The 20328-nt window shown below is 72.6% G+C and carries 23 protein-coding genes; 9 read left to right on the top strand and 14 right to left on the bottom strand.

All coding sequences use genetic code 11. The features are described 5' to 3' along the window. Positions 1-151: 151 nt before the first annotated feature. Entirely contained in the window at positions 152-1042 is an 891-nt protein-coding gene (locus MXD64_RS02745) for a CPBP family intramembrane glutamic endopeptidase (RefSeq protein WP_071250520.1), read from the bottom strand. A 37-nt stretch (positions 1043-1079) separates the two neighbouring features. Between MXD64_RS02745 and MXD64_RS02740 the strand changes: the two genes are divergently transcribed. Next, the gene (locus MXD64_RS02740; protein ID WP_017886335.1) at positions 1080-1769 is read left to right on the top strand and encodes a metal-dependent transcriptional regulator; all 690 of its coding nucleotides are present in this window, start codon (positions 1080-1082) and stop codon (positions 1767-1769) included. Between the two features lie 370 nt (positions 1770-2139). On the opposite strand, the gene MXD64_RS02735 is transcribed toward MXD64_RS02740, so the two are convergent. Continuing rightward, entirely contained in the window at positions 2140-2784 is a 645-nt protein-coding gene (locus tag MXD64_RS02735; protein WP_259551691.1) for a HEAT repeat domain-containing protein, read from the bottom strand. Between the two features lie 108 nt (positions 2785-2892). Between MXD64_RS02735 and MXD64_RS02730 the strand changes: the two genes are divergently transcribed. Then, entirely contained in the window at positions 2893-3846 is a 954-nt protein-coding gene (locus MXD64_RS02730) for an aldo/keto reductase (protein WP_263137102.1), read from the top strand. Between the two features lie 168 nt (positions 3847-4014). On the opposite strand, the gene MXD64_RS02725 is transcribed toward MXD64_RS02730, so the two are convergent. Both MXD64_RS02725 and pyrE read right to left on the bottom strand, forming a co-directional pair. Beyond that, on the bottom strand, positions 4015-6300 hold the full coding sequence (locus MXD64_RS02725; protein ID WP_263137101.1) for a septum formation family protein: 2286 nt from the start codon (positions 6298-6300) through the stop codon (positions 4015-4017). Then, positions 6297-6848: an orotate phosphoribosyltransferase gene (pyrE, locus tag MXD64_RS02720; protein WP_017886338.1), complete on the bottom strand. Its 552-nt coding sequence runs from the start codon at positions 6846-6848 to the stop codon at positions 6297-6299. The genes MXD64_RS02725 and pyrE overlap by 4 nt, the downstream gene beginning before the upstream one ends. Positions 6849-6944: 96 nt before the next feature. On the opposite strand from pyrE, the gene MXD64_RS02715 reads away from it, so the two are divergent. Both MXD64_RS02715 and MXD64_RS02710 read left to right on the top strand, forming a co-directional pair. Next, positions 6945-8612, top strand: coding sequence for a hypothetical protein (locus MXD64_RS02715; RefSeq protein ID WP_262160564.1), 1668 nt, complete (start codon positions 6945-6947; stop codon positions 8610-8612). Between the two features lie 74 nt (positions 8613-8686). Continuing rightward, a complete protein-coding gene (locus MXD64_RS02710) occupies positions 8687-10039 on the top strand; it encodes a M23 family metallopeptidase (protein ID WP_263137100.1) in 1353 nt (450 codons plus the stop codon). A gap of 20 nt (positions 10040-10059) precedes the next feature. Here the strand turns inward: MXD64_RS02710 and MXD64_RS02705 are convergent, their stop codons facing one another. From MXD64_RS02705 to MXD64_RS02680, 6 genes are read right to left on the bottom strand one after another with little or no spacing between them, the layout of a single operon-like run. Then, positions 10060-10854, bottom strand: coding sequence for an aminoglycoside 3'-phosphotransferase (locus MXD64_RS02705; RefSeq protein WP_263137099.1), 795 nt, complete (start codon positions 10852-10854; stop codon positions 10060-10062). Positions 10855-10862: 8 nt separating this feature from the next. Then, the gene (locus MXD64_RS02700; protein ID WP_071250526.1) at positions 10863-11465 is read right to left on the bottom strand and encodes a hypothetical protein; all 603 of its coding nucleotides are present in this window, start codon (positions 11463-11465) and stop codon (positions 10863-10865) included. Further along, on the bottom strand, positions 11462-12076 hold the full coding sequence (locus tag MXD64_RS02695) for a hypothetical protein (RefSeq protein WP_071250528.1): 615 nt from the start codon (positions 12074-12076) through the stop codon (positions 11462-11464). Before MXD64_RS02695 ends, MXD64_RS02700 begins: the two co-directional genes overlap by 4 nt. Then, entirely contained in the window at positions 12073-12486 is a 414-nt protein-coding gene (locus MXD64_RS02690; protein ID WP_159557232.1) for a hypothetical protein, read from the bottom strand. The genes MXD64_RS02695 and MXD64_RS02690 overlap by 4 nt, the downstream gene beginning before the upstream one ends. Next, the gene (locus MXD64_RS02685) at positions 12483-12674 is read right to left on the bottom strand and encodes a DUF2273 domain-containing protein (RefSeq protein ID WP_017886345.1); all 192 of its coding nucleotides are present in this window, start codon (positions 12672-12674) and stop codon (positions 12483-12485) included. Before MXD64_RS02685 ends, MXD64_RS02690 begins: the two co-directional genes overlap by 4 nt. Then, positions 12671-13165: an Asp23/Gls24 family envelope stress response protein gene (locus tag MXD64_RS02680; protein WP_159557234.1), complete on the bottom strand. Its 495-nt coding sequence runs from the start codon at positions 13163-13165 to the stop codon at positions 12671-12673. The genes MXD64_RS02685 and MXD64_RS02680 overlap by 4 nt, the downstream gene beginning before the upstream one ends. Before the next feature lie 115 nt (positions 13166-13280). On the opposite strand from MXD64_RS02680, the gene MXD64_RS02675 reads away from it, so the two are divergent. Both MXD64_RS02675 and MXD64_RS02670 read left to right on the top strand, forming a co-directional pair. Continuing rightward, a complete protein-coding gene (locus tag MXD64_RS02675; protein ID WP_017886347.1) occupies positions 13281-14117 on the top strand; it encodes an exodeoxyribonuclease III in 837 nt (278 codons plus the stop codon). Between the two features lie 128 nt (positions 14118-14245). Then, positions 14246-14494 carry a hypothetical protein gene (locus MXD64_RS02670; RefSeq protein ID WP_056069500.1) on the top strand — a complete coding sequence of 83 codons (249 nt, stop codon included), beginning with the start codon at positions 14246-14248 and terminating at the stop codon, positions 14492-14494. A gap of 15 nt (positions 14495-14509) precedes the next feature. Here the strand turns inward: MXD64_RS02670 and MXD64_RS02665 are convergent, their stop codons facing one another. Together MXD64_RS02665 and MXD64_RS02660 are read right to left on the bottom strand one after the other, a co-directional pair. Beyond that, positions 14510-14917 (bottom strand): aldehyde dehydrogenase, encoded by a 408-nt coding sequence (locus MXD64_RS02665; RefSeq protein ID WP_071250534.1) that lies wholly within the window; start codon positions 14915-14917, stop codon positions 14510-14512. Between the two features lie 407 nt (positions 14918-15324). Further along, positions 15325-16248 carry an AEC family transporter gene (locus MXD64_RS02660; RefSeq protein WP_017886350.1) on the bottom strand — a complete coding sequence of 308 codons (924 nt, stop codon included), beginning with the start codon at positions 16246-16248 and terminating at the stop codon, positions 15325-15327. Positions 16249-16332: 84 nt separating this feature from the next. On the opposite strand from MXD64_RS02660, the gene MXD64_RS02655 reads away from it, so the two are divergent. The 3 genes from MXD64_RS02655 to MXD64_RS02645 all read left to right on the top strand — a co-directional run bounded on the left by MXD64_RS02655 (position 16333) and on the right by MXD64_RS02645 (position 18290). Beyond that, positions 16333-16929 carry a nitroreductase family protein gene (locus MXD64_RS02655; protein WP_263137098.1) on the top strand — a complete coding sequence of 199 codons (597 nt, stop codon included), beginning with the start codon at positions 16333-16335 and terminating at the stop codon, positions 16927-16929. An 85-nt stretch (positions 16930-17014) separates the two neighbouring features. Beyond that, complete coding sequence (locus MXD64_RS02650) at positions 17015-17449, top strand: acyl-CoA thioesterase (protein WP_017886352.1); 435 nt, start codon at positions 17015-17017, stop codon at positions 17447-17449. Positions 17450-17531: 82 nt separating this feature from the next. Further along, entirely contained in the window at positions 17532-18290 is a 759-nt protein-coding gene (locus MXD64_RS02645; RefSeq protein WP_017886353.1) for an HAD-IIB family hydrolase, read from the top strand. A gap of 195 nt (positions 18291-18485) precedes the next feature. Here MXD64_RS02645 and MXD64_RS02640 read toward each other — a convergent pair whose 3' ends face one another. Then, complete coding sequence (locus tag MXD64_RS02640; RefSeq protein ID WP_017886354.1) at positions 18486-19106, bottom strand: phosphoribosylanthranilate isomerase; 621 nt, start codon at positions 19104-19106, stop codon at positions 18486-18488. 76 nt (positions 19107-19182) lie between these two features. Continuing rightward, positions 19183-20235 (bottom strand): serine/threonine-protein kinase, encoded by a 1053-nt coding sequence (locus MXD64_RS02635; protein WP_051067362.1) that lies wholly within the window; start codon positions 20233-20235, stop codon positions 19183-19185. Positions 20236-20328: the final 93 nt, after the last annotated feature.

The following is a 20328-nucleotide window of genomic DNA, read 5'->3' as shown; positions in this document are numbered from 1 at the left end:
GAGCGTCGGGCCGACTGACACGACGCGTCGGGCCGACTGACACGACGTGTCGGGCCGACTGACTCGACAGACCGGTGCCCCGGAGCGTGCTGCGCTCCGGGGCACCGTCGCGTCCACGCGGGGTCGCCCCGCGCCCGTCGCGTCCGTTCCCTCAGACCACGTCGGCCTGGAGGCGCGGCTCGCCTCCCGGCACCACGACCGCCCCCATGGGCGGTACCGTCCGCCACCGCTTCGCCAGCCGCCGCGGCCGGTCGTCGTACCAGGCGACGACCCCGCCCGCCACGATGCCGAACGCGAGCACCCCGAACGAGAACAGCCCGATCAGGCCGAGCAGGGTCAGCTTCCCGAAGTCGCCCGTGTCCGCGGTCGCCGAGAACCCGATCGACCCGAAGTCCCAGAAGGCGTGCAGCAGCACCGGTGCGAGCAGGGACCCGGTCAGCCGACGCGCGACGTACAGCGTCGACCCGAACGATGCCGCGAACACGACCTGGATCAGCGTCGGTCCGATGCCCGCCCCGGCGAGCGCGTTGAGCAGGTGCAGCAGCCCGAAGAGCACACACGACAGCGCCCAGACACCCATCTCGGGCAGGCGGCGGCGCAGCCCGACGAGCAGGGTCCCGCGGGCCATCAGCTCCTCGAACACCCCGACGAACAGCACCCCGACGGCGAGCAGCAGGAAGTAGTGCGCCGGCAGCGCCGTCCAGTCGATCAGGGGCAGCCGCACGACGCACACCACCAGCACGAGGATCGGCGCGAGCATCGTCCACCGCACCCGCGTCCGGACCGGGTCGACCGTGGCGATCCGCCACCAGCCGAGCGCCGTGACGAACACGGCGAGCGCGGCGACGGCGATGCCCTCGGGGATGACCAGGGCGTGCACGACGCTGTCGACGGTCTGCGCGAGGGTCGCGTAGTCGTCACTCGGCCGCGAGCGCCAGGCGCTGATGGCCGCGAACACCACGAGCGGCGCGAGCCCGAGCAGCAGCGACGGGGGCACCGGCCAGCGACGGCGGCGGGCTCGGGTGGGGGTGGTCGTGGTCACCTCCCGGTTGTACCAGGCGGGACGTACGATTGGCGGTATGCGCCTGCCCTCCCTGTCCACGATGGCAGAGGACTACGTCAAGCTCATCTGGAAGGCCAGCGAGCGCGGAGGGCCCGGGCTGGCGACGCGGGACATCGCCGCGTCGCTGAAGGTGTCGGCGTCGACGGTGTCGGGCAACCTCAAGAAGCTCGACCGTGACGGCCTGATCGAGCACACCCCGTACTACGGCGTCGTCCTCACGCCCCTGGGCCAGCAGGTCGCGGTGGCGATGGTCCGCCGGCACCGGCTGATCGAGACGTTCCTGGTGCGACGGCTCGGCTACTCGTGGGACGAGGTCCACACCGAGGCCGAGGCCCTCGAACACGCGGTCTCGGAGCGGTTCCTGGACCGTGTCGACGCCGACCTCGGGCACCCGACGCACGACCCCCACGGTGACCCGATCCCCGGCGCGGACGGCATCGTGCCGGACTCCCCCGGCACGCTCCTCGGCGCGATCGAGCCCGGTGCGTGCGGCACGGTCGACCGGGTCTCGGACGACGACCCGTCGCTGCTGCGGTACTTCGACGAGCTCGGGGTCCGGCTGGGCACGCACCTGCGGGTGGAGCGGGTGCGCGACTACGCCGGCGTCATCGCGGTGTCACGACGCTCGACCGACGGTTCGGAGTCCCTCGTCGACCTGCCGGCCGCCGCCGCCGCGTCCATCTGGCTGGCGCCCGACGGCGACTGACCGCGCTGCGGGCGCTGGCCGGCTGGTCGGCTGGTCGGCCGGTCGGCCGGTCGGCCGGTCGGCTGGTCGCGACACCCCGCTCACGTCCGCCGAGCGGTCACGAACTGTCGTCCGACAGCCCCGCAACCGACGATTCGCGACCGCTCGGCGCCGAGCGCACGGGGTGTCACGACCGCACCGCGCCCCGCGAACGCGCGTGGCGACGGACGGGAGGCTCAGCGCGCGACCGCCACGCGCCTCCCGTCCGACACTCCCGCCGGTCACGACACCCCGCTCACGTCCGCCGACCGGTCACCATCCGTCGCCCGACAGCCCCACAACCGACAGTCCGCGACCACTCGGCGCGCCCGGCCGGGCGCGCCCGCCGGCCCTACCCCTTGACGGAACGCGTCCGGCCGAGGGCGACCTCGCGCCGAGCCCGTTCGAGCGCGTACTCGGAGGCGACGCCGGGGTCGTGCAGCAGGCGTTCGGTCTCGCGCACGTGCTCGCGGACGACGTCGGAGCCCCGGTCGGCAGCCGCGGCCAGCACCGGCGCGACGGTGTCCTCGCCGAGTCCCACCAGCGCACGCGACAGGCTGAGCCGACGATCCCGGTCGCCGACGCCGAGCTGCACCGCGAGGGTCCGCGCGAGCGACGCCCGCTCGTCGTCGGGGACCAGGGCGACCGCAGTACGCCAGGCGGCTCGGAGCACCTCGTCGTCCTGGTCCCCGAGCAGCGGGCGCACTGCCGGCCAGGCGTCCGGGTCACCGATCTTCGACAGGGTGTGCAGCGCCTGGCTGCGGGCCTGCGACTCGGGGCGCTCGAGTTCGGGCAGCACCCGGGCCACGACGTCCTCGGCCCGGTGTCGGGTCAGTGCCCACGTCAGCATGTCGCGGACGAAGAAGTCCGGCTCCACGGCGCACTGCGCGACGAGCACCTCGAGGTCCGACGGGTCCGGGGTGGTGCCCGCGGCCATCACGGCCTGCAACCGGGCAGAGGATCGCGGGTCGGTGAGGGCAGCGGTGAGCGTGGTCATCCCTCCATCGAAGCCCCTCGCGCCGGGGCCGTGTCAAGCATCGGGGCATAGCGTCGGGAGACGTGCGGTTCGCTCCCACCGCACCTCCGACCACGAAAGGACCTCCGCATGCCCCGCATCGGTACCACTGACCTGCACGTGTTCCCACTCGCCCTCGGCGGCAACGTCTTCGGGTGGACGGCGGACGAGTCGACCTCGCACCAGGTCCTCGACGCCTACACCGCGGCCGGCGGCGACTTCATCGACACCGCCGACGTCTACTCCGCGTGGGCGCCGGGCAACTCGGGTGGCGAGTCCGAGCGTGTGATCGGTTCGTGGCTCCGGGCCTCGGGCAAGCGGGACGACGTCGTCATCGCCACCAAGGGTTCGCAGCACCCGGAGTTCCAGGGCCTGGGCGCCGACACCGTCGCCGCCGCTGCCCGCGCCAGCCTCGAGCGCCTCGGCACCGACCGGATCGACCTGTACTACGCGCACTTCGACGACCAGTCGACCCCGCTCGAGGAGACCGTCCGTGCCTTCGACCAGCTCGTGCAGGACGGTCTGGTCCGGTACACCGCGATCTCGAACTACTCGAAGGACCGCGCCGCGGAGTGGATCCGCATCGCGACGGAGAACGGCCTCGCCCAACCCGTCGCGATCCAGCCGCACTACAACCTGGTCACCCGCCAGCCGTACGAGTCCGACATCGCACCGCTCGCCCACGAGCACGGGCTCGGCGTCGTGCCGTACTTCTCGCTCGCCGCGGGGTTCCTGACCGGCAAGTACCGCACGAAGGACGACTTCGCCGGCAAGGACCGCGAGGGCCAGGTGTCCGGCTACTTCACCGACGAAGGGCTCGCCGTCGTGGATGCGCTGTCCTCGATCGCCGATGCGCACGGTTCCGAGATCGCCACCATCGCACTCGCCTGGCTGCAGGCGCAGCCCGACGTCGTCGCGCCGATCGCGAGCGCCCGGAACACCGAGCAGCTGCCGGCGCTGCTGGCCTCGGCGGAGCTCGAGCTCACCGCCGACGAGCTGCAGACGCTGTCCGACGTGTCGGCGAAGGTGCCCGCGAGCGCCTGACGCCCGCGCGCCAACGGATGCGCGTGCATGTTCCGACATCCCACTCGTCGTTCGACGGGTGGGATGTCGTTCGTTGCGCACGCATCCGTTGCGTGTGCATGTTCCGACAGATCACCCGTCGATCACGGGGTGGATCGTCGCAGAACGGGTCCGCCCCGCCCCGCGCCCCTACGCCCCCGGAGCCAGCGACCCGGTCAGCGGCTGCCCCGACGACCGCGTCACGAAGCACGCGATGAACCGGTCACCCTGGTCCCACGTCGCCTGGTCCGGCGCGTAGGAACCCTGCACCTGCACGTCGCCCACGGCAGCCGCGGCCGAGGCGTTCAGGGCCGTGTCGGACTGGCACTGGTCGGCCGCCTGGGTCGCAAGGGCCTCGGCACCGGGGTAGGTGTCACCCTCGACGGCGAGGCGTGCGGTCAGCTGCCCGATGTGCGGCGTCGCGCAGTCCACCACCGTGAAGGTCTGCGACCACGCGTTCGTGAACGGGGACAGGCACTCCCCACCGGCCAGGTCGGTCCACGGGTGCTCACCGGGCTGGGCCGGTGTGGTCGCGAACTGCAGCGCGGCGGCGGGTGCGGTGGCCTCGCTCGACTGCGCGGTCGAGGGAGCGGCGGTCGGGGCCGCCGATGCCGACGACGCAGCCGAGGGCGACTTCGTCGGGACGGCCTGGTCGGCGATGTTGTTGCCGAGGATCCACTTCGACAGCAGGAAGACCAGCACGATGAGCACGAGGATCAGGGCGATCGACCCGTAGATCAGCAGCTGCTTGCCGCGCTTGCCCTCGTTCCGCAGCCGCGCGAAGCCCTCGTTGATGAAGTTGTCGCGTTCGCCGGGCTGTCGGTCCGGAGCAGCCGCGGACCGGCCGACACCAGCACCAGCAGCAGGGCGGGCCGCAGCCGGCGCAGCAGCAGCCGTGGGCACGGCAGCCGCGGGCATCATCCGCGTGCCGGTGTCCTCGGGGTCGTAGCCGGTGTCACCGAGCTGCCCGACGGCCTCGGTGCCGAACAGGTCCTTGATGGCGCTCGTGTCGCTGGTCTCGCGGCCGTCCCACTCGGACTGGTCCAGGTCGTCCGGCGCGGCGGCGGGCAGCGACTCCGGCTGAGGACCGGTCTCGGTCCGGCCCAGTCCGAGCACGGCGTCGAGGTCTTGTCCGACCGACGGCGGCAGGTGTGCCGGGTACTCCTGGGCACCCGCGGTCGGCTCCACGAGCGGCGGCGCAGCGGTCGGCGGCACGGTCGCGTCGGGCTCGGACCACCAGGGCGTCCCGGCTGCCGGGATCGCGGTGGTCGGGGCGTCAGATCGGAGGCCCTCGGTCGCCTCCGCTTCGTCGGCTCCGGTGGACGCACGGGGCGCGTCCACTGCCTCGGTCGGGTCCGCGGGGTCGCTCGTGTCCGGCGAAGCGGCGCCGGCAGCAGCAGCGGCGGCGGCACCTGCGCCGGCAGCGGTGGCACCGGCAGCGGGCACAGCCGGCGGCACCACGGGCGGGACCGGCACGGCCGGCGGCACCGGGTAGGTGCGCGGCGCCTGGGGCAGCCCGGCGGCCGGGGTGTCGACCTCGCCGGCCACGACCTCGTCCTCGTCGTCGAACTCGTCGGCGAGCGACCAGGACCCTGCGGACAGTGCGGTGGTGTCGAACGAGTCGGTGGTCAGCGTCGCCGGGACCTCGCCGGGCTCGTCGTCGTCGCCGATCGCCCAGTCGAACGGCCGGTCGTGGGCGCCGGTCTGCGTGGGGACCGGCCCGGTGCTCGTGATGCGCAACAGGTCGGTGAAGGTCGGCGGCTCCTCGGTCGGGGGCAGCACGTTCTCGACACCGAGGGGCTGCGGCGCAGCGGGCGCCACGGGCTCCGGGTGCGATCCCGTCGCACGGCCGAGCCAGTCGACGTCGGCACGGCCCTCGCCGAACGGGTCGACGCGGCGACGCTCGTCCTCGATCGCCTTGGACGCGGCGGCACGTTCGTCGCGGTGGGCCTGGGCCGTCGGCAGCACGATCGACGACGGGTGCGGTGCGGTGGAGTCCGGGGGGACGTCCGCGGCGGCCGGGATCCGGTCGTGCAGCGTGGAGCGCTCGTGCTCGACGGCGGCGTCGGGGTTCTCCGACGGCGCGAGCAGCTCGGCGGGCATCGAGATGGCCTGGGTCGAGTCGTCCGGCGCAGCAGGAGGAGCAGGCGCAGGCGCAGGCGCAGGCGCAGGCGCAGCATCTTCGGGCTCGGGCACGAACGGCTCGGGCAGCGGTGCGCCCGTCTCACGCGCGGTGCGCTCGGCCTCGCGACGCTCCCGGCGCGACGGCCAGTCCTCCTCGCCCCGCGGGGCCCCGAAGATGTCCGCAGCGCTGCGGAGACCGTGGAACGGAGCGTCCGATCCGGACGCACGCCGAGCCTCCTGGCCGTCGTCCCCGTCTGCCGGGCCGGCGGTGCCGTCGGGTTCGCGTGCGTCGTCCGGACGCTCCTCGGTCACGCGGTCAGCCCCAGATCAGCCAACCCGATGGCTGCGAAGTACGGGTAGCCAGCCGCTTCGATCGTCTCCTTGGCACCGGTGTCCCGGTCGACGACGACCGCGACGGCGGCGATGATCGCGCCCTCGCGCTCGAGCGCCTCGGCCGCCTTGAGCGGCGAGCCACCGGTGGTGGAGGTGTCCTCGAGCACGACGACGCGCTTGCCCTGCAGGTCCGGGCCCTCGACCTGCTTGCCGCGGCCGTGGTCCTTCGGTTCCTTGCGGACGACGAAGGCGTCGTAGGTCAGTCCCTGGGCGGCGGCCTGGTGCAGGACGGCGCTGGCGATGGGATCGGCGCCCATGGTGAGCCCGCCGACGGCGGAGACGTCCGGCACCTGCTGCACGAGCTCGGTCATGACCTGTCCGATCAGCGGCGCGACGCGGTGGTCCAGGCTGACCTTCCGCAGGTCGATGTAGTACGTCGCCTTCTTCCCGCTGGTCAGGGTGAAGTCGCCGTGGAACACCGCTTCGGAGGAGATGTACTGGATCAACTGTTCGCGCGCGTCGGTCACAGCGCACAAGGGTAGCCGGTCGGGCCCGCAGCGCGCTCCCCCAGCCTGAGCGTCTGTGCGTGCTGGCACCGAGGCAGCGTCGGTACGCTCCGGGGCATGTCCCGTGCACCGCGTCGCGCCGCCGTGGAGCCGGCTCCGGCCGGCGGCCGCCGGCCCGGTGCCGTGGCCGTCACGATCGGACGGGAGGCCCTTGGCGGCCTGGTCGCGCTGGCCCTGGCCGTCATCGCCCTGCGCCACGTCGTCGCGACGGAACGGGTGGCGTTGCTCTGGTACGACGGCGACTCGGTGCTGCTGCCGCTCGTCGAGCGTTCGCTGCAGGCCGGGCAGCCGTTCGAGTGGGCGATGTCGCCCGCGCTGTTCTTCTTCCCCGAGCTGCCCGCGTACCTGTTCAGCGCGCTGGTGACCGCGACGCCGCAGCAGGCCCTGGCGTTGAACGGGGTGCTCGTGCTCCTCGCCGTCTACGCGCTGGTGCGTGCGGCCGCGAACGAACTGATGCCGTCCGCCGGGCGCCCCGCCCGGATCGCGGTGTCGGCCGGGGCGCTCGGCCTCGTCACCCTGCTGGTGCTGACCGAGTCGTCGGCGACGGCGACCTCGCTCGAGCTGGCGTCGCTGCTGCTCACGACGACCTACTACTACGGTGCCGTGCTGGCGATGCTCGGCACCGCGGTCCTCGTGCTGCGGTCGGTGCGGCTCGGCCGGGCGTCGGTGCTGCTGCTCGTGGTGCTCGGACTCGTCGCCGCGTGCACGACGGCGTCGAACCCGCTGTACGTGCCGTGGTCCGCCGCTCCGGTCGTCGTCACGCTCGGGCTCCTGGTGCTGGCGCGCCGGGTGCCGTGGCGTCCGGCGGCGCTGCTGTCCGGTGCCGTCACCATCGGCTCGGTCGTCGGGTACCTGGTGCGGATCCCGCTGCGGCCGTTCGTCTCCCTCGACCCCGCGACGTACGTGCAGCCGTCGCGGGCCGGTGAGACGCTGCGGTTCTTCGCGGCACTGACCGACGACCGGGCGGGCACGGCACCGGGCGACGTCGGCCTGCTGCTGCTGTTCGCCGGCGTGCTCGTCACCGTCGGCGGCACGGTCTGGGCCTGGCGGGTCCGCACCGCCCGCACCGTGCTGGTCGCGACGCTGCTCCCCCTGGTGACCGTCGTCGCGGTGTCCGTCGGGGTCGTCGTCGCCGGGTCCGAGACCCCGCGCTACCTGCAGCCGATCGTGACCGCACCGCTGCTCGCACTCGTCGCCGTGGCCGAACTCACCCGCACCGCGGTGCGCCGGACACGGGTCCACCGTCCGCACCGGGGCGTCCGAGCAGGGGTCGCGGTCGCGATGGCCGCCGTGCTCGCGGTGGGCGTCGCGGTGACCCCCGGGACCGCCCACGCCGTGGCGACCGCCCGGTACCCGGCGGCGGCGTGCCTCGACCGTTGGGCGCACGGACGCCAGGTCACCGGCGTCGGACAGTTCTGGACCGTCCGTCCCCTCGCCACCTACGCGTCGACGAACCTCGAGCTGCTGCAGGTCCGCGACACCTTCGAGACGTACCCGTGGCTCGTCGACCTCGGGGCGTACCGCGGTGCCGACCCGAGCTTCGTGGTGGTCGGGTCGCACGACCTCTGGACCACCGCGGTCGAGGACTCCCTCGGCCCGCCGGCGACGATCACCCACTGCACCGGCTTCGACGTCTACGACTACGCCGGCACCGCGGGGCAGGCCCTCCTGCGGCGCGACGTCGTCGGGAGCGCCGACGTCATCCGCCGCGAGCGCGGCTTCTGATCCGCTGCTGAAGTTGTCCACAGCGGCGCGTTGCCGTCCGATGCTCGCTGTACGGATGTATAGGCTCGTGCTCGATGTCTCGCCCCTCACGCCTCCGTGTCCCCCGTGTCCCCGTGCGCCTGCGCCTCGCCGTCGCCGGCCTGGCGCTCGCGGGCCTCGTCGGCACGGTCGTGGTCGATGCCCCGGCGGCCCAGGCGGTGACCTACCCCACGTGGGACGAAGTGAAGTCCGCCCGTGGCAAGGAATCCGCGAAGCAGGGGCAGATCACCGAGATCCGGGGCATCATCAGCGAACTCGACGCCAAGGTCGAGGCTGCCGAGGCGAAGGCGCAGAAGCTCGGTGACGTGTTCTACAAGGCGCAGCGCAAGGCCCAGACCGCCGCAGAGAAGGAACAGCAGCTCCGCGCCGACGCGAAGGAGCACGCGGAGGTCGCCGACCAGAGCGCCGCGCAGGCCGGCCAGTTCGCCGCGCAGATGTCCCGCTCCGGTGGTGCCGACGTCACCACCTCGGTGATCACCCAGGGCAAGGACGCCAGCGACCTCCTCTACAACCTCGGCGCGCTGAGCAAGCTCTCCGAGCAGGCCGAGCGTGTGCAGGCCGCCGCGAGCTCCGACGCCGCCGTCGCCAGCTCGCTCGAAGCGCAGGCAGACCGCGCCGCCGAAGCACTCGGCGACCTCGCCGCCGAAGCAGAAGACCGCATGCAGGAAGCCCAGACGGCGTCCGACGCCGTGCAGGCCGCCTACGACGAGCAGCAGTCGAACAAGGCACGACTCGACGCCCAGCTCGCGACGCTGACCTCGGGCCGGGTCCGGACCGAAGCCGAGTTCGCCAAGGGTGAGCGCATCCGCAAGGCGGCGGAAGAGAAGGCGGCACGCGAAGCCGCAGAGCGCGCAGCAGCCGCGCAGCGAGCGGCCGCCGCACAGGCTGCCGCGAACTCCGGCGGGGGCGCTCCGTCAGGCGGCGGCTCGACCGGCAGCAGCGGCTCCGGCGGCGGCGGTTCCGTCGGCGCGGGCTCGGGGACCGGCTGGGTCCGCCCCGCCAGCGGCTACGTCATCAGCCCCTACGGGTACCGCGTGCACCCGATCACCGGCGTCGTGACCATGCACGAGGGCACCGACCTGGCGAGCGGCTGCTACACGCCCATCGTCGCGGCCTCGGCCGGCACCGTCGACTACGTCGGCTGGTACGGCGGGTACGGCAACTACGTCCGGATCAACCACGGCGGCGGCGTGCAGACCGCGTACGGCCACATCGTCGACGGCGGCTTCCGGGTCGCCACCGGACAACAGGTCTCCGCGGGGCAGCTCATCGCACTCGTCGGCTCCACCGGGGCATCGACCGGCTGCCACAGCCACGTCGAGGTGCACATCAACGGCGCCACCACCGACCCGGTGCCGTTCATGTCGGCGCGCGGCGTCGCCTTCTAGCGGACCAGCCCGCCTCCGGCTCAGCCCGCGGCAGGCCCCACGTCGTCCACGTCGGTGTTCCACAGCGCCCGGTACCACGCGGTGCGCTCCGGGTCGTCCGGCAGCCCGTACGCCCGGTGGAACAGCGGCTCCCACCCGGGTCCGTAGTTCCAGCCGAGCGCCATCGTCGCCACCGCGATGTCGGCCCAGCGATCAGCGACGCCCATCGCATCCAGGTCGACGTGCCCGCTCCACCGCCGGTCCGCACCGATGAGCGTGTTCGGCGTGCACGGGTCGCCGTGACAGACGACGATCCGGTCGGTCGGCGGCTCCGGACCGAGCGAGCCCGGCCCCCGGTCGGCGTCGGTGTCGGCCGCACGCGCGCGATCGAGCCGGTCCACCGTGGACCACGTGAACGGGCAGTCGTCGACCGGCAGGGCGTCGTGCAGCGCGCGCAGGCCCTCCCCAACCGCGACCACCGCCGTCCGGGGTTCGTCGTGCCAACGCGGGTCGACGGCGCTCCAGCCGGGCACCGCGCGGGTGTGCAGCCAGACGCCGTCCTCGTCGGTGTCGTGGTCGAGCACCTCCGGCACCCGGGCGTACCGGGACGCCCACGTCAGCCGCGCGGCCTCGCCGCCGACCCACGAACCGTAGGCGTGCGGCAAGACCTTCACGAACTCCTCGGCGTGCGCGTCCGGTCCGATGCGGAACGTCGTCCCGCCGATCTGGTTGTGCCAGACGAGCGCGACCTCACGCCCTCGGGCCGCCTGGGCGACGACGTGCGGCACCGGGACGGTCTCGCCCGGCCGGGGCAGTCCACCGATCGAGCGCACCACGGCGACGCTCAGTGCACGCGGTCCGGGCGGGACGACCCCGAACCGCCACGGGCGATCTCGAGCAGCACCGGCAGGCGTTCGCCGAGCAGGGCGTCCAGGTCGGCGACGACGGCCTCGACCCGTTCGGTGATCTCCCGCGGCGCGGCTCCCCGCCGCGGACGGACCCGCACCCGGATCGCCCGACCGCCACGGACCCGGTAGACGTCGACGGCGAGCGAGCCGACCTGGGGCAGGTCCCCGATGGCCGAGGAGAGCGCGTGCTGCACGGCGGTGGACTCGATGCGCACCGAACCGGCGACGCCGTCCGCTGAGCCGTCGCTGTCCACCACGGTGCTCTCGCGACCTCCGCCGAGCGTCGTCAGCACCACGAGTGCGAGCACGCCGAGCACGACACCACCGCCGAGCACGCAGGTCCACGCGAACACCGAGTCGTCACGCGACGCTCCGGTGCCGAGTCCGGCGAGGGCATCGCCGACCACGCGCCACCACGATGCGACAAGGGGCAACCTCTGGGCGGTCTGCACCAGAATCGCGGCGACCCCGGCGACGAGCAGGACGAGCCCGAGCACGATCAGTGCCGTGCGTCCGAGTGCGCGGTTCGTGGCGTTCATCCGTCCACCCGCCCCGTCGGCTGCACCCGGACGCGCGCGGCGAGGGCCGGCTGCGCGTCGATCGCGGCGAACTCCCGCTCGACGGCCTCGGTCGCGGCCACCGCGGGGACGTCCACCCCGGCTGCGGGCCGGAGCACGACGTCGACCGTGCGACGGCCGACTGTGCCCACGGCGGCGTCGGCGCCCAGACGGGTCGCGGATCGGGCGGCGCGGGCCGCGGCGGAGGCCAGGACCTCGTCGTCGACGACCACGGCGAGCCGGTCGGACGACATCGTGTGGCGTGGGCGCCGCTGCGGCAGGATCCCCTGCAGCAGGAGCACCAGGCCGATCAGGGCGACGACGGCGCCGACACCGATCACGATCGTCGTGTCGAGGCCGTCCGGCGCGGCGAGGGCGGCGTCGACCACGGCACGGGGGTCGACACCGAGCACGTTCTGGTCGAGCAGGACGAGCGCCCCGGCGAAGACCGCAGCGGCGGCGAGCACCAGGGCGATGAGCATCGCGACGACGACGGCGCCCGAACGGGAGACGTGGGTCTCCCGACGCAGCAGGCGCCGGTAGGTGGCAGCGTGGTCCCCGGCGGGCGCGCCGACGAGGGGTGGGACGGTCACCGGACCCTCCGCGGGGTGTCCACCACCGACGACGCGAACGTCACCGTCACGCGGGCAACCTGTCGGCCGGTGATGGTCCGGAAGCGCTCGGCGATCGTGCCGCGAGCCCGGTGCGCCGTGGCGACGACCGGTTCGTCGGGGAGTGCGTGCGCGCCCAGCACCGGCAGGGCGAGCGGGGCCGTGATCTCGACCGCCAGCGCACCGCGGCCGTCGTCGGCGACGCGGGCACGGACCTCCCGGGCGGCAACGCGCAGCGCTTCGGCGGCGACCGCCTGCGCGGTCCGCACCAGCGCGTGGGCTCCGATCCTGTCGGAGCCGGGGACCCGGACACCGACGGGAGCAGCGCCAGGACCGGAACCGGGGACCCGGACGCCGCGGTCGCCGGTCGTGGCGACGGCGGCGTCGCTCACGACGAGCTCCGGCGTCCGCGCAGCACGTCGAGCAGGCGACGGAAGTCGACGTCGCCGGTGACGATGCGTGCGACCAGTGCGCCGAGCGCCATGCAGACGGCGACCACGACGAACGCCCAGAACCCGAGCGTCACGGCGACGATCGCGAGCAGGGCACCGACGCCCATCCCGACGACGGTGGCGTTCAACGGACCCGACCGTCCCGGGTGTCGAGCTCGTCCGCGACGCCGTTGAGGGCCGGGATGTTCACGTCGTTGATGGCGATGTTGACCTCGGTGACCTCGAGGCCGACGAGTTCGGTCACGGCGTTCGTGACGGCGGCGCGGACCGCGGAGGCGACCTCCATCATCGGCGTCGGGTAGTCGACGACGATCGTCAGGTCGACCGCCACCTGGGTCTCGCCGACCTCGACGCGGACGCCCTGGCCGAGCGCGCTCGAGCCGATGGCGTCGCGGATGGCGCCGAACGCGCGCGAGGCGTTGCCGCCGAGCGCGAAGACGCCCGGCACGTCGCGAGCGGCGATGCCCGCGACCTTCGCGACGACCGTGTCGTCGATGATGGTCTTGCCCTTGGCGGTGACCTGCGTCGTGGTGGTGCCTGCGGGCTGGGTGTTGCCTGCCCCGGTGCCGAGCGTGGCCCCGGTCGGGGTCCCGTCGACGCGGTTCGTCGTCGATGCCATTGCTGCCTCCGTGCGGTCGATTGCTGGCCTCCAGCGAACACCATCGTGCCGGACGCCGCACAGACGATGCACGTGCCGACCTCGTCGTCAGTCGGCACCGGTAGGTTCTTGTTCCATGCGCGTGGCGACCTGGAACGTGAACTCCGTCCGCACCCGAGTGGGTCGGATCGTCGACTGGCTGGTGCGTGAGGACGTCGACGTCCTCGGTATGCAGGAGATCAAGTGCAAGCCGGAGCAGTTCCCGGTCGAGCAGTTCGAGGCTGCGGGCTACCACGTCGAGGCCCACGGCCTGAACCAGTGGAACGGCGTCGCGTTCGCCAGCCGTCTGCCGCTGGAGGACGTCACCCGCGACTTCCCGGGCCAGCCCGGGTTCCTGAAGGGCCACGAGGGGCCGGACCTGCCGGTCGAGGCCCGCGCGATCGGCGTCACGGTCGACGGCGTGCGGCTCTGGAGCCTCTACGTGCCGAACGGCCGCGAGCTCGGCGACCCGCACTACACGTACAAGCTCGACTGGCTCGCGCAGCTGGCCGACCGCACGTCGGAGTGGATCGAGGCGTCGCCGGAGACCCCGCTCGCGCTGATGGGCGACTGGAACGTCGCACCGCTCGACCAGGACGTCTGGGACCTGCGGGTGTTCGAAGGGTCCACGCACGTCAGCGAGCCCGAGCGGGCAGCGTTCCGCGAGTTCGAGGCCCGGGGGCTGCAGGACGTCGTCCGCCCGATCGTGCCCGACGGGTACACCTACTGGGACTACAAGCAGCTGCGGTTCCCGCGCGACGAGGGCATGCGCATAGACTTCGTGCTCGGCTCGCAAGCCTTCGCCGACGTCGTCACCGACGCGTCGATCCACCGGAACGAGCGGAAGGGCGACGCCCCGAGCGACCATGTGCCCGTGGTGGTGGACCTCGACCTGGACACGTCGCTCGACGACGACCGCCCGATGATCTTCTGAGCGGAGCCGGGTCACCAGGCCGGAACGTCGGCACCCGCTCTGTTACGCCCGGCGTCCGCCGTCGCGCCGAGGACCGTCACGTCGACGTAGGTTTCCTGCACCGAACCCCTTCGAGAGCAGGTGAAGCCATGTCACGCACGACGATCCTTCCCATCCAGCGCCTCATGGCGACCGCGGCCCCCGCTGCGTGGCGCGACGGCATCGTCGTCGAGACCCGCGCAGCCGACGCCGTGGTGCTGTTCCTCGACGGGAGCATCACCCAGCTGCGGGTGGCGGACGCGGACGGCGTCCTGTCGGTCGGCGAACCGGTCGCCCACCACCCGGTCGCCGAGATCCTCAGCGCCGGCAGCCGGCAGACCACCGCGCGCGTCGCGTAGCGCAGCCGGAGCGGCTCACGCGGCCATCGCGTCGAGCATCGCCTGGCACTTCGACACCATCTCGTCGCAGGCCATCGCGCAGTAGCGGCACGACTCGTCCATGTCCTGGTGCGTGCGGCACTCGGCGGCGCACGCGGTGCCCATCGCGACGACGGCCATGAGCATCGCCTGCATCGCGGCCGTGTCCATGCCCATCGGACGCATCATCATCCGCATGCCGGTGTCGGCGAGCATCGCGGTGTTCGAGCACATCGCGGCGCAGGTGGCCATGTCGCCGCCCATGCGCATGTCGGCCGCGGAACACATCGTCGCGGCCATCGACGCGGCGTTCATCGCCATCATCGTGTCCTGCATCGTGCTCATGTCCATCTGCACGGGCATGTCCGTCGTCGACATGTTCTGCATCATCGCCATCGTGTCCATCGGAGGTCTCCTCGTCGTGGTCATCGGTCGCGAGGCGGTCCGCCCCGCGTGCCCGCCACCATACGCGCGCGCTGTTCCCACTTCGTGAGCAGGAACGGTCGGGTCGGCGGGCGCGACCCGACCGCTCCTGCGCACGGTCCGCGGTGGTCGCCACCACGTGACGGACGGGAGGCCCGGTGCAGCCCCGCCACGCGCCTCCCGTCCGTCCCGCCGCAGGTCCAGGACACGGAAGACGCCGGCGTGCGCGCACGACGCCCGCAAGTGCGCGAGACGCCGCCGAATGCGGCGGCGTCTCGGCGAGATCGAGGCGTCTCGGCAACACGACGGCGTCTTCCGGAACGCCACACGCCGGCGTCTCGGCAACACGACGGCGTCTTCCGCAATGCCACACGCCGGCGTCTCGAGCGCTACGGGTGCAGCAGGGCGGCGATCGCGACCAGCACGGGCACCGAGCCGAGGGTCGAGATGAGCACGACGTCACGCGCCACCGGCACCGCGGCCCCGTAGCGCTGCGCGTAGTTGAAGACGTTCTGCGCCGCGGGCAGGGCGCCGAGCGTGGTGAGCACGAAGACGTCCTGGTCCCCGAGGCCGAACACGAACCGGGCGAACACGAACGCCACCGCCGGCATCACCACGAGCTTGATCGACGACGCCACGATGACGTCCGTCCGGATCGCCGGGTCCCGCAGCGGGGTCGCACCGTGCAGGCTCATCCCGAACGACAGCAGCACAACGGGCACCGCGGCAGCGCCGACGAGCGAGAACGGCTCGAGCACGGGGTCGGGCAGGGTGAGCCCCGTCGCCGAGCACACGAGCCCGACGAGCGAGGCGATGATGATCGGGTTCCGGAACGGCCCGGCGATCCGCCTGCCCCACCCGCCACCACCCGCGGTCGCGGCGTCGAGGATCGTCAGCGCGATCGGGGCCATCACGACGAGCTGCAGCAGGATCACCGGCACGACCGCGGTCGCCTGCCCCAGCACGTAGACGGCCACCGGCAGCCCGATGTTGTTCGCGTTGACGTAGCTCGAGGCCAGCGCTCCGACGGTGGTCGTGGTGACGGACCGCCGCAGCACGAAGCGGAACACCACGGCGGCGGCGAGGGCGACCACGGCGGCACTCAGCAGCGAGACCCAGAGCATCGACGACAGCAGCGACGCGATGTCGGCCGTCGCGATGGTGTGGAACAGCAGGCACGGCATGAGCACGAAGAACGCGAGCCGGCTCATCACGAACTGTGCGTGCGGGCCGAGCAGACCGATGCGTCCGACGACGTACCCACCGGCGATGATCACGCCGATGATCGCGAAGCCGGTCAACACGCCACCCATCCCCTCCATCCTGGCACCTGGAGGCGGGGATGTGACGTCACTCAGGTCGGAAATGCGTACGCATCGAATACCGTTGAGCGCACCATGACCTCGACGAACGCTGACACCCTGACCCGGTCCACCGACTCCAGCCAGCCGCTCGTGCCGCTGCTCGAGGAGCGCTGGAGCCCCCGCTCGTACGACGGGACCGCGACGATCTCGGACGACCAGCTCGACGCCGTCCTCGAGGCAGCTCGCTGGGCACCGTCGGCCATGAACTTCCAGCCCCGCCGTTTCATCGCCGGCCGCCGCGGTACCGAGACGTTCCGGAAGATCAGCGAGAACCTGCTCGGCTTCAACGCCGCGTGGGCGTTCCGTGCCAGCGCCCTGGTCGTCGGTGTGCTCGAGACCGTGACCGCCGACGGCGACGAGCGTCCCTTCGCCCAGTACGACCTCGGCCAGTCGCTCGCCGCCCTGACGGTGCAGGCCCACGCCGAGGGGCTGCACGTGCACCAGATGGCGGGCATCGACGCCGCCGGACTGCGCACCGCGTTCGACCTGCCGGAGCGGTTCGTCCCGTACACCGTCACGGCAGTCGGCACCGTCGCGCACCCGTCGCAGCTCGACGAGAAGGCCGCCGAGCGCGAGGTCGCCCCGCGCAGCCGCATCGCCCTCGACGAGGTCGTCCTCGTCAAGGAGTGACCAACGGCGGCACACCGCCGCCCCCGGATCGTCACGACGGCCGTGTCCCTGCGGGGGCGCGGCCGTCGGCGTACCATGACGTGACATGGATCAGCACCAGGACGACGCCCCGCCGGAGATGAACTTCTACACCCGGAAGTGGGTGCGACCGGAGGACCTCAACGCGAACGGCACCCTGTTCGGTGGCAGCCTGCTCCGCTGGATCGACGAGGAAGCCGCCGTCTACGCGATCATCCAGCTCGGCAACGGCAAGGTCGTCACGAAGTACATGTCGGAGATCAACTTCCTGTCCTCGGCGAAGGAGGGCGACATCGTCGAGATCGGCCTCGTCGCCACCCGGTTCGGCCGGACGTCGCTGACCATGCGGGCCGAGGCGCGCAACCTCTTCACGCACCGGAGCATCCTGACGATCGACGAGGTCGTGTTCGTGAACCTCGACGAGGACGGCAACCCCGCCCCGCACGGCTACACCGACATCACCTACGCCCGCGACCGGGTCCCTGCCACGCACCGCGCGTGACCCCGCAGACATCACGCAGCACCCGGCAACCCGGAGCACCGCACGCGGCATGTGATCGGCGGCCTCTGGCAGGATCAGGGGCATGACCACGCCCCGCCTCGTCGCCTTCGACCTGGACGACACGCTCGCCCCGTCGAAGTCCTCCCTCGACCCCCGCATGCTCGAGACCTTCGCGTCCCTGCTCGAGGTCGTGCCGGTCGCGGTCATCTCCGGCGGCAACTTCACGCAGTTCGAGCAGCAGCTGGTCACCCCGCTCCGGCAGCGCGACGGGCTGACGCTCGACGCCCTGCACCTCCTGCCGACCTGTGGCACCCGCTACTACCGGTGGCAGGACCAGGACTGGGCGCTGCAGTACGCCGAGGACCTCACCGACGAGCAGAAGGACCGCGCCCTCGCCGCGGTCGAGACCCGTGCGAAGGAAGCCGGGTACTGGGAGTCCGAGACCTGGGGCCCCATCCTCGAGGACCGCGGGTCGCAGATCACGTTCTCCGCCCTCGGCCAGTCGGCACCGGTGGACGTCAAGAAGCAGTGGGACCCGACGGGCGAGAAGAAGGACCACCTGCGCCGCCTGGTGCAGCAGGACCTCGCCGACCTCGAGGTCCGCTCGGGCGGTTCGACGAGCATCGACATCACCCGCAAGGGCATCGACAAGGCCTACGGCATGCAGCGCCTCGCCGAGATCACCGGCATCGCGCTCGACGACATGCTCTTCGTCGGGGACCGGCTCGACCCAGAGGGCAACGACTACCCGGTGAAGGCGCTGGGCGTCCCCTGCCACGCGGTCGAGGGCTGGGAGGACACCGACGCGTTCCTGACCGAGCTCATCCCCACCCTGCGCTGATCCCCGCGCGAGACGCCGCCGGATCCGGCGGCGTCTCGGATGCATCGCGGCGTCGACAGGACACGACGGCGTCTTCCGCGCCCGACACGGACGGCACGGCGGACGGGAGGCCCGTTGCGGGCCCGCCCCGCGCCTCCTGTCCGTCCGCGGTCGCGTCCAGAGCCGCGACCGCGGCCGATCGGCGCGAGCGCGCGCTCAGCCCAGGCTGCGGACGGCCTCGACGAAGGCGCGGATCTTCGCGGGGTCCTTGACGCCGCGCTCCGACTCGACGCCGCTCGACACGTCGACGCCGTCGGGGTCGAGTGCCTCGACCGCGGCGACCACGTTCGCCGGGGTCAGCCCGCCGGCCAGGATCCAGGCCTCGTCGACGCCGTCGATCGTGGCCGGGTCGATCAGTCGGCCGCTGCCGGGCACAGCCGCGTCGAGCAGCAGCAGGTCGTGGTCGAACGCGGCGCGCTGTTCGGGCGTCTCGCGCAGGTAGTCCTCGGCCGCGAGGGCCCGGATGGTGAAGAAGCCGGCGTCACGCGCCCGGGCGAAGTCGGACGGCGACTCGCCACCGTGCAGCTGCAGCGTGGTGAGTCCGACCTCGGACGCGATGCCGACGATCTCGTCGATCTTCTGGTCGCGGAAGACCCCGACGGCGTCGATGCCGTCCGGCACCCGCTCCACCAGTTCCTTCGCCAGGTCGGCGGTGACGGTGCGGGGGCTGCCCGCCGCGAAGACGAACCCGACGGCGTCGGCACCCGCGTCGACGGCGGCGTCCACGGTGTCGGGCGTCGACAGGCCGCAGATCTTGATCCAGCGCTGGTCGGTCATGCTTTCCATCTTGCCAGGGTGCCGCTGTCCGCAGCGCACCGGTCTCCGGAGTCCGGAGTCCGGATCCGCGGGTGGGTCAGTGCAGGGCGCCCGCGACGTAGGCGGCCACGCAGGCCGCGGTGACGCCGAACGCTGCGAAGGACCCCACCAGGACGTTCCGTCGGCGCCACCGGCGGACCGCCGAGAACGTGCCGCGCCGGGCGTGGCGGTGGGCAGCGCGGTGCATGCGGTGGTCGCGCTGGTGCTTCACGCGCTCCGGGCCGAGCGGCACGGGGCCGGTGATCTGTGTGGACCCACCGCGCAGCGCGTTGGCGATCGCGACCGCCGTGGGCCGGCGCTCGGGGTCGCGGGCGGTCATCCGGCTGAGCAGCTCGCGCCACTCGTCGGCGACGTCGTCCGGCACTTCGGGGTCTCGGCGGAGCCGGGCGAGCGCTGCCTCGATCAGGGTGCCGGAGTACTCCTGCTTGCCGGTCAGCGCCTCGAGCAGGACGAGTCCGAGCGAGTACACGTCGGTGGCGAAGCTGATGGGCTCGCCGGCGACCTGCTCCGGGCTGAGGTAGGCGGCGGTGCCGATGACCGTGCCGTCGTTCGTCAAGCGGGAGCCGTCGACGAAGTGGGCGACGCCGAAGTCGGTGAGCTTGACGGTGCGGGCGAACCCGGACGAGCCCTCGTCGCTGATCAGGATGTTGGCGGGCTTGACGTCGCGGTGCACGATGCCGCGCGAGTGCACGTAGGCCAGGGCGTCGGCGAGCTGTGCGCCGAGGTCGGCCACCTCGTAGTTGTGCAGCGCGCCCTCGGACAGGCGGCGCAGCAGCGTCGTGTCGGCGATGAGCTCCATCACGATGAACCGGTGCGGGCCGTCCTCGAACTCGTGGGTGCCGGCGTCGTACAGCGGGATCAGGCCGGGGTGGGAGAGCATGCTGAGCAGCCGGATCTCGCGCTCCTGGCGCACACGGTCAGCGGTGGTCATCTTGTCCGGGGTGGCGAAGAGCTTCACGGCCACGGCGCGGTACGTGTGCTCGTCACGGGCTTCGTAGACGGATCCCATGCCGCCGGTGCCGATGAGCTTCACGAGCCGGTAGCGCGCAGCGAGGACGGTGTCCGCCCGCGCGCTGTCCAGCAGGGTCATGGTGTCCGTCGTCCCGTTCCGGAGCCCGTGGTTCCGCGGCCGCTGCCGACGTGTGGACTCACGGGAAACGGTACGCGTCCGACTCTGTATCCG

The organism is Curtobacterium sp. Arg-1, from assembly GCF_025643395.1.
Taxonomy (GTDB): Bacteria; Actinomycetota; Actinomycetes; order Actinomycetales; family Microbacteriaceae; genus Curtobacterium; species Curtobacterium poinsettiae.
Note: the sequence above shows the minus strand (reverse complement) of the source record. Positions and strands in the feature narration are given on the sequence as shown.

Coding starts and splice junctions, on each gene's coding strand:
- MXD64_RS02635 (WP_051067362.1), bottom strand. CDS start 20,235: ATGACCCTGCTGGACAGCGCGCGGGCGGACACCGTCCTCGCTGCGCGC.
- MXD64_RS02715 (WP_262160564.1), top strand. CDS start 6,945: ATGTCCCGTGCACCGCGTCGCGCCGCCGTGGAGCCGGCTCCGGCCGGC.
- MXD64_RS02700 (WP_071250526.1), bottom strand. CDS start 11,465: ATGAACGCCACGAACCGCGCACTCGGACGCACGGCACTGATCGTGCTC.
- MXD64_RS02675 (WP_017886347.1), top strand. CDS start 13,281: ATGCGCGTGGCGACCTGGAACGTGAACTCCGTCCGCACCCGAGTGGGT.
- MXD64_RS02640 (WP_017886354.1), bottom strand. CDS start 19,106: ATGACCGACCAGCGCTGGATCAAGATCTGCGGCCTGTCGACGCCCGAC.
- MXD64_RS02680 (WP_159557234.1), bottom strand. CDS start 13,165: ATGGCATCGACGACGAACCGCGTCGACGGGACCCCGACCGGGGCCACG.
- MXD64_RS02730 (WP_263137102.1), top strand. CDS start 2,893: ATGCCCCGCATCGGTACCACTGACCTGCACGTGTTCCCACTCGCCCTC.
- MXD64_RS02645 (WP_017886353.1), top strand. CDS start 17,532: ATGACCACGCCCCGCCTCGTCGCCTTCGACCTGGACGACACGCTCGCC.
- MXD64_RS02710 (WP_263137100.1), top strand. CDS start 8,687: ATGTCTCGCCCCTCACGCCTCCGTGTCCCCCGTGTCCCCGTGCGCCTG.
- MXD64_RS02740 (WP_017886335.1), top strand. CDS start 1,080: ATGCGCCTGCCCTCCCTGTCCACGATGGCAGAGGACTACGTCAAGCTC.
- MXD64_RS02660 (WP_017886350.1), bottom strand. CDS start 16,248: ATGGGTGGCGTGTTGACCGGCTTCGCGATCATCGGCGTGATCATCGCC.
- MXD64_RS02670 (WP_056069500.1), top strand. CDS start 14,246: ATGTCACGCACGACGATCCTTCCCATCCAGCGCCTCATGGCGACCGCG.
- MXD64_RS02665 (WP_071250534.1), bottom strand. CDS start 14,917: ATGGACACGATGGCGATGATGCAGAACATGTCGACGACGGACATGCCC.
- MXD64_RS02655 (WP_263137098.1), top strand. CDS start 16,333: ATGACCTCGACGAACGCTGACACCCTGACCCGGTCCACCGACTCCAGC.
- MXD64_RS02735 (WP_259551691.1), bottom strand. CDS start 2,784: ATGACCACGCTCACCGCTGCCCTCACCGACCCGCGATCCTCTGCCCGG.
- MXD64_RS02650 (WP_017886352.1), top strand. CDS start 17,015: ATGGATCAGCACCAGGACGACGCCCCGCCGGAGATGAACTTCTACACC.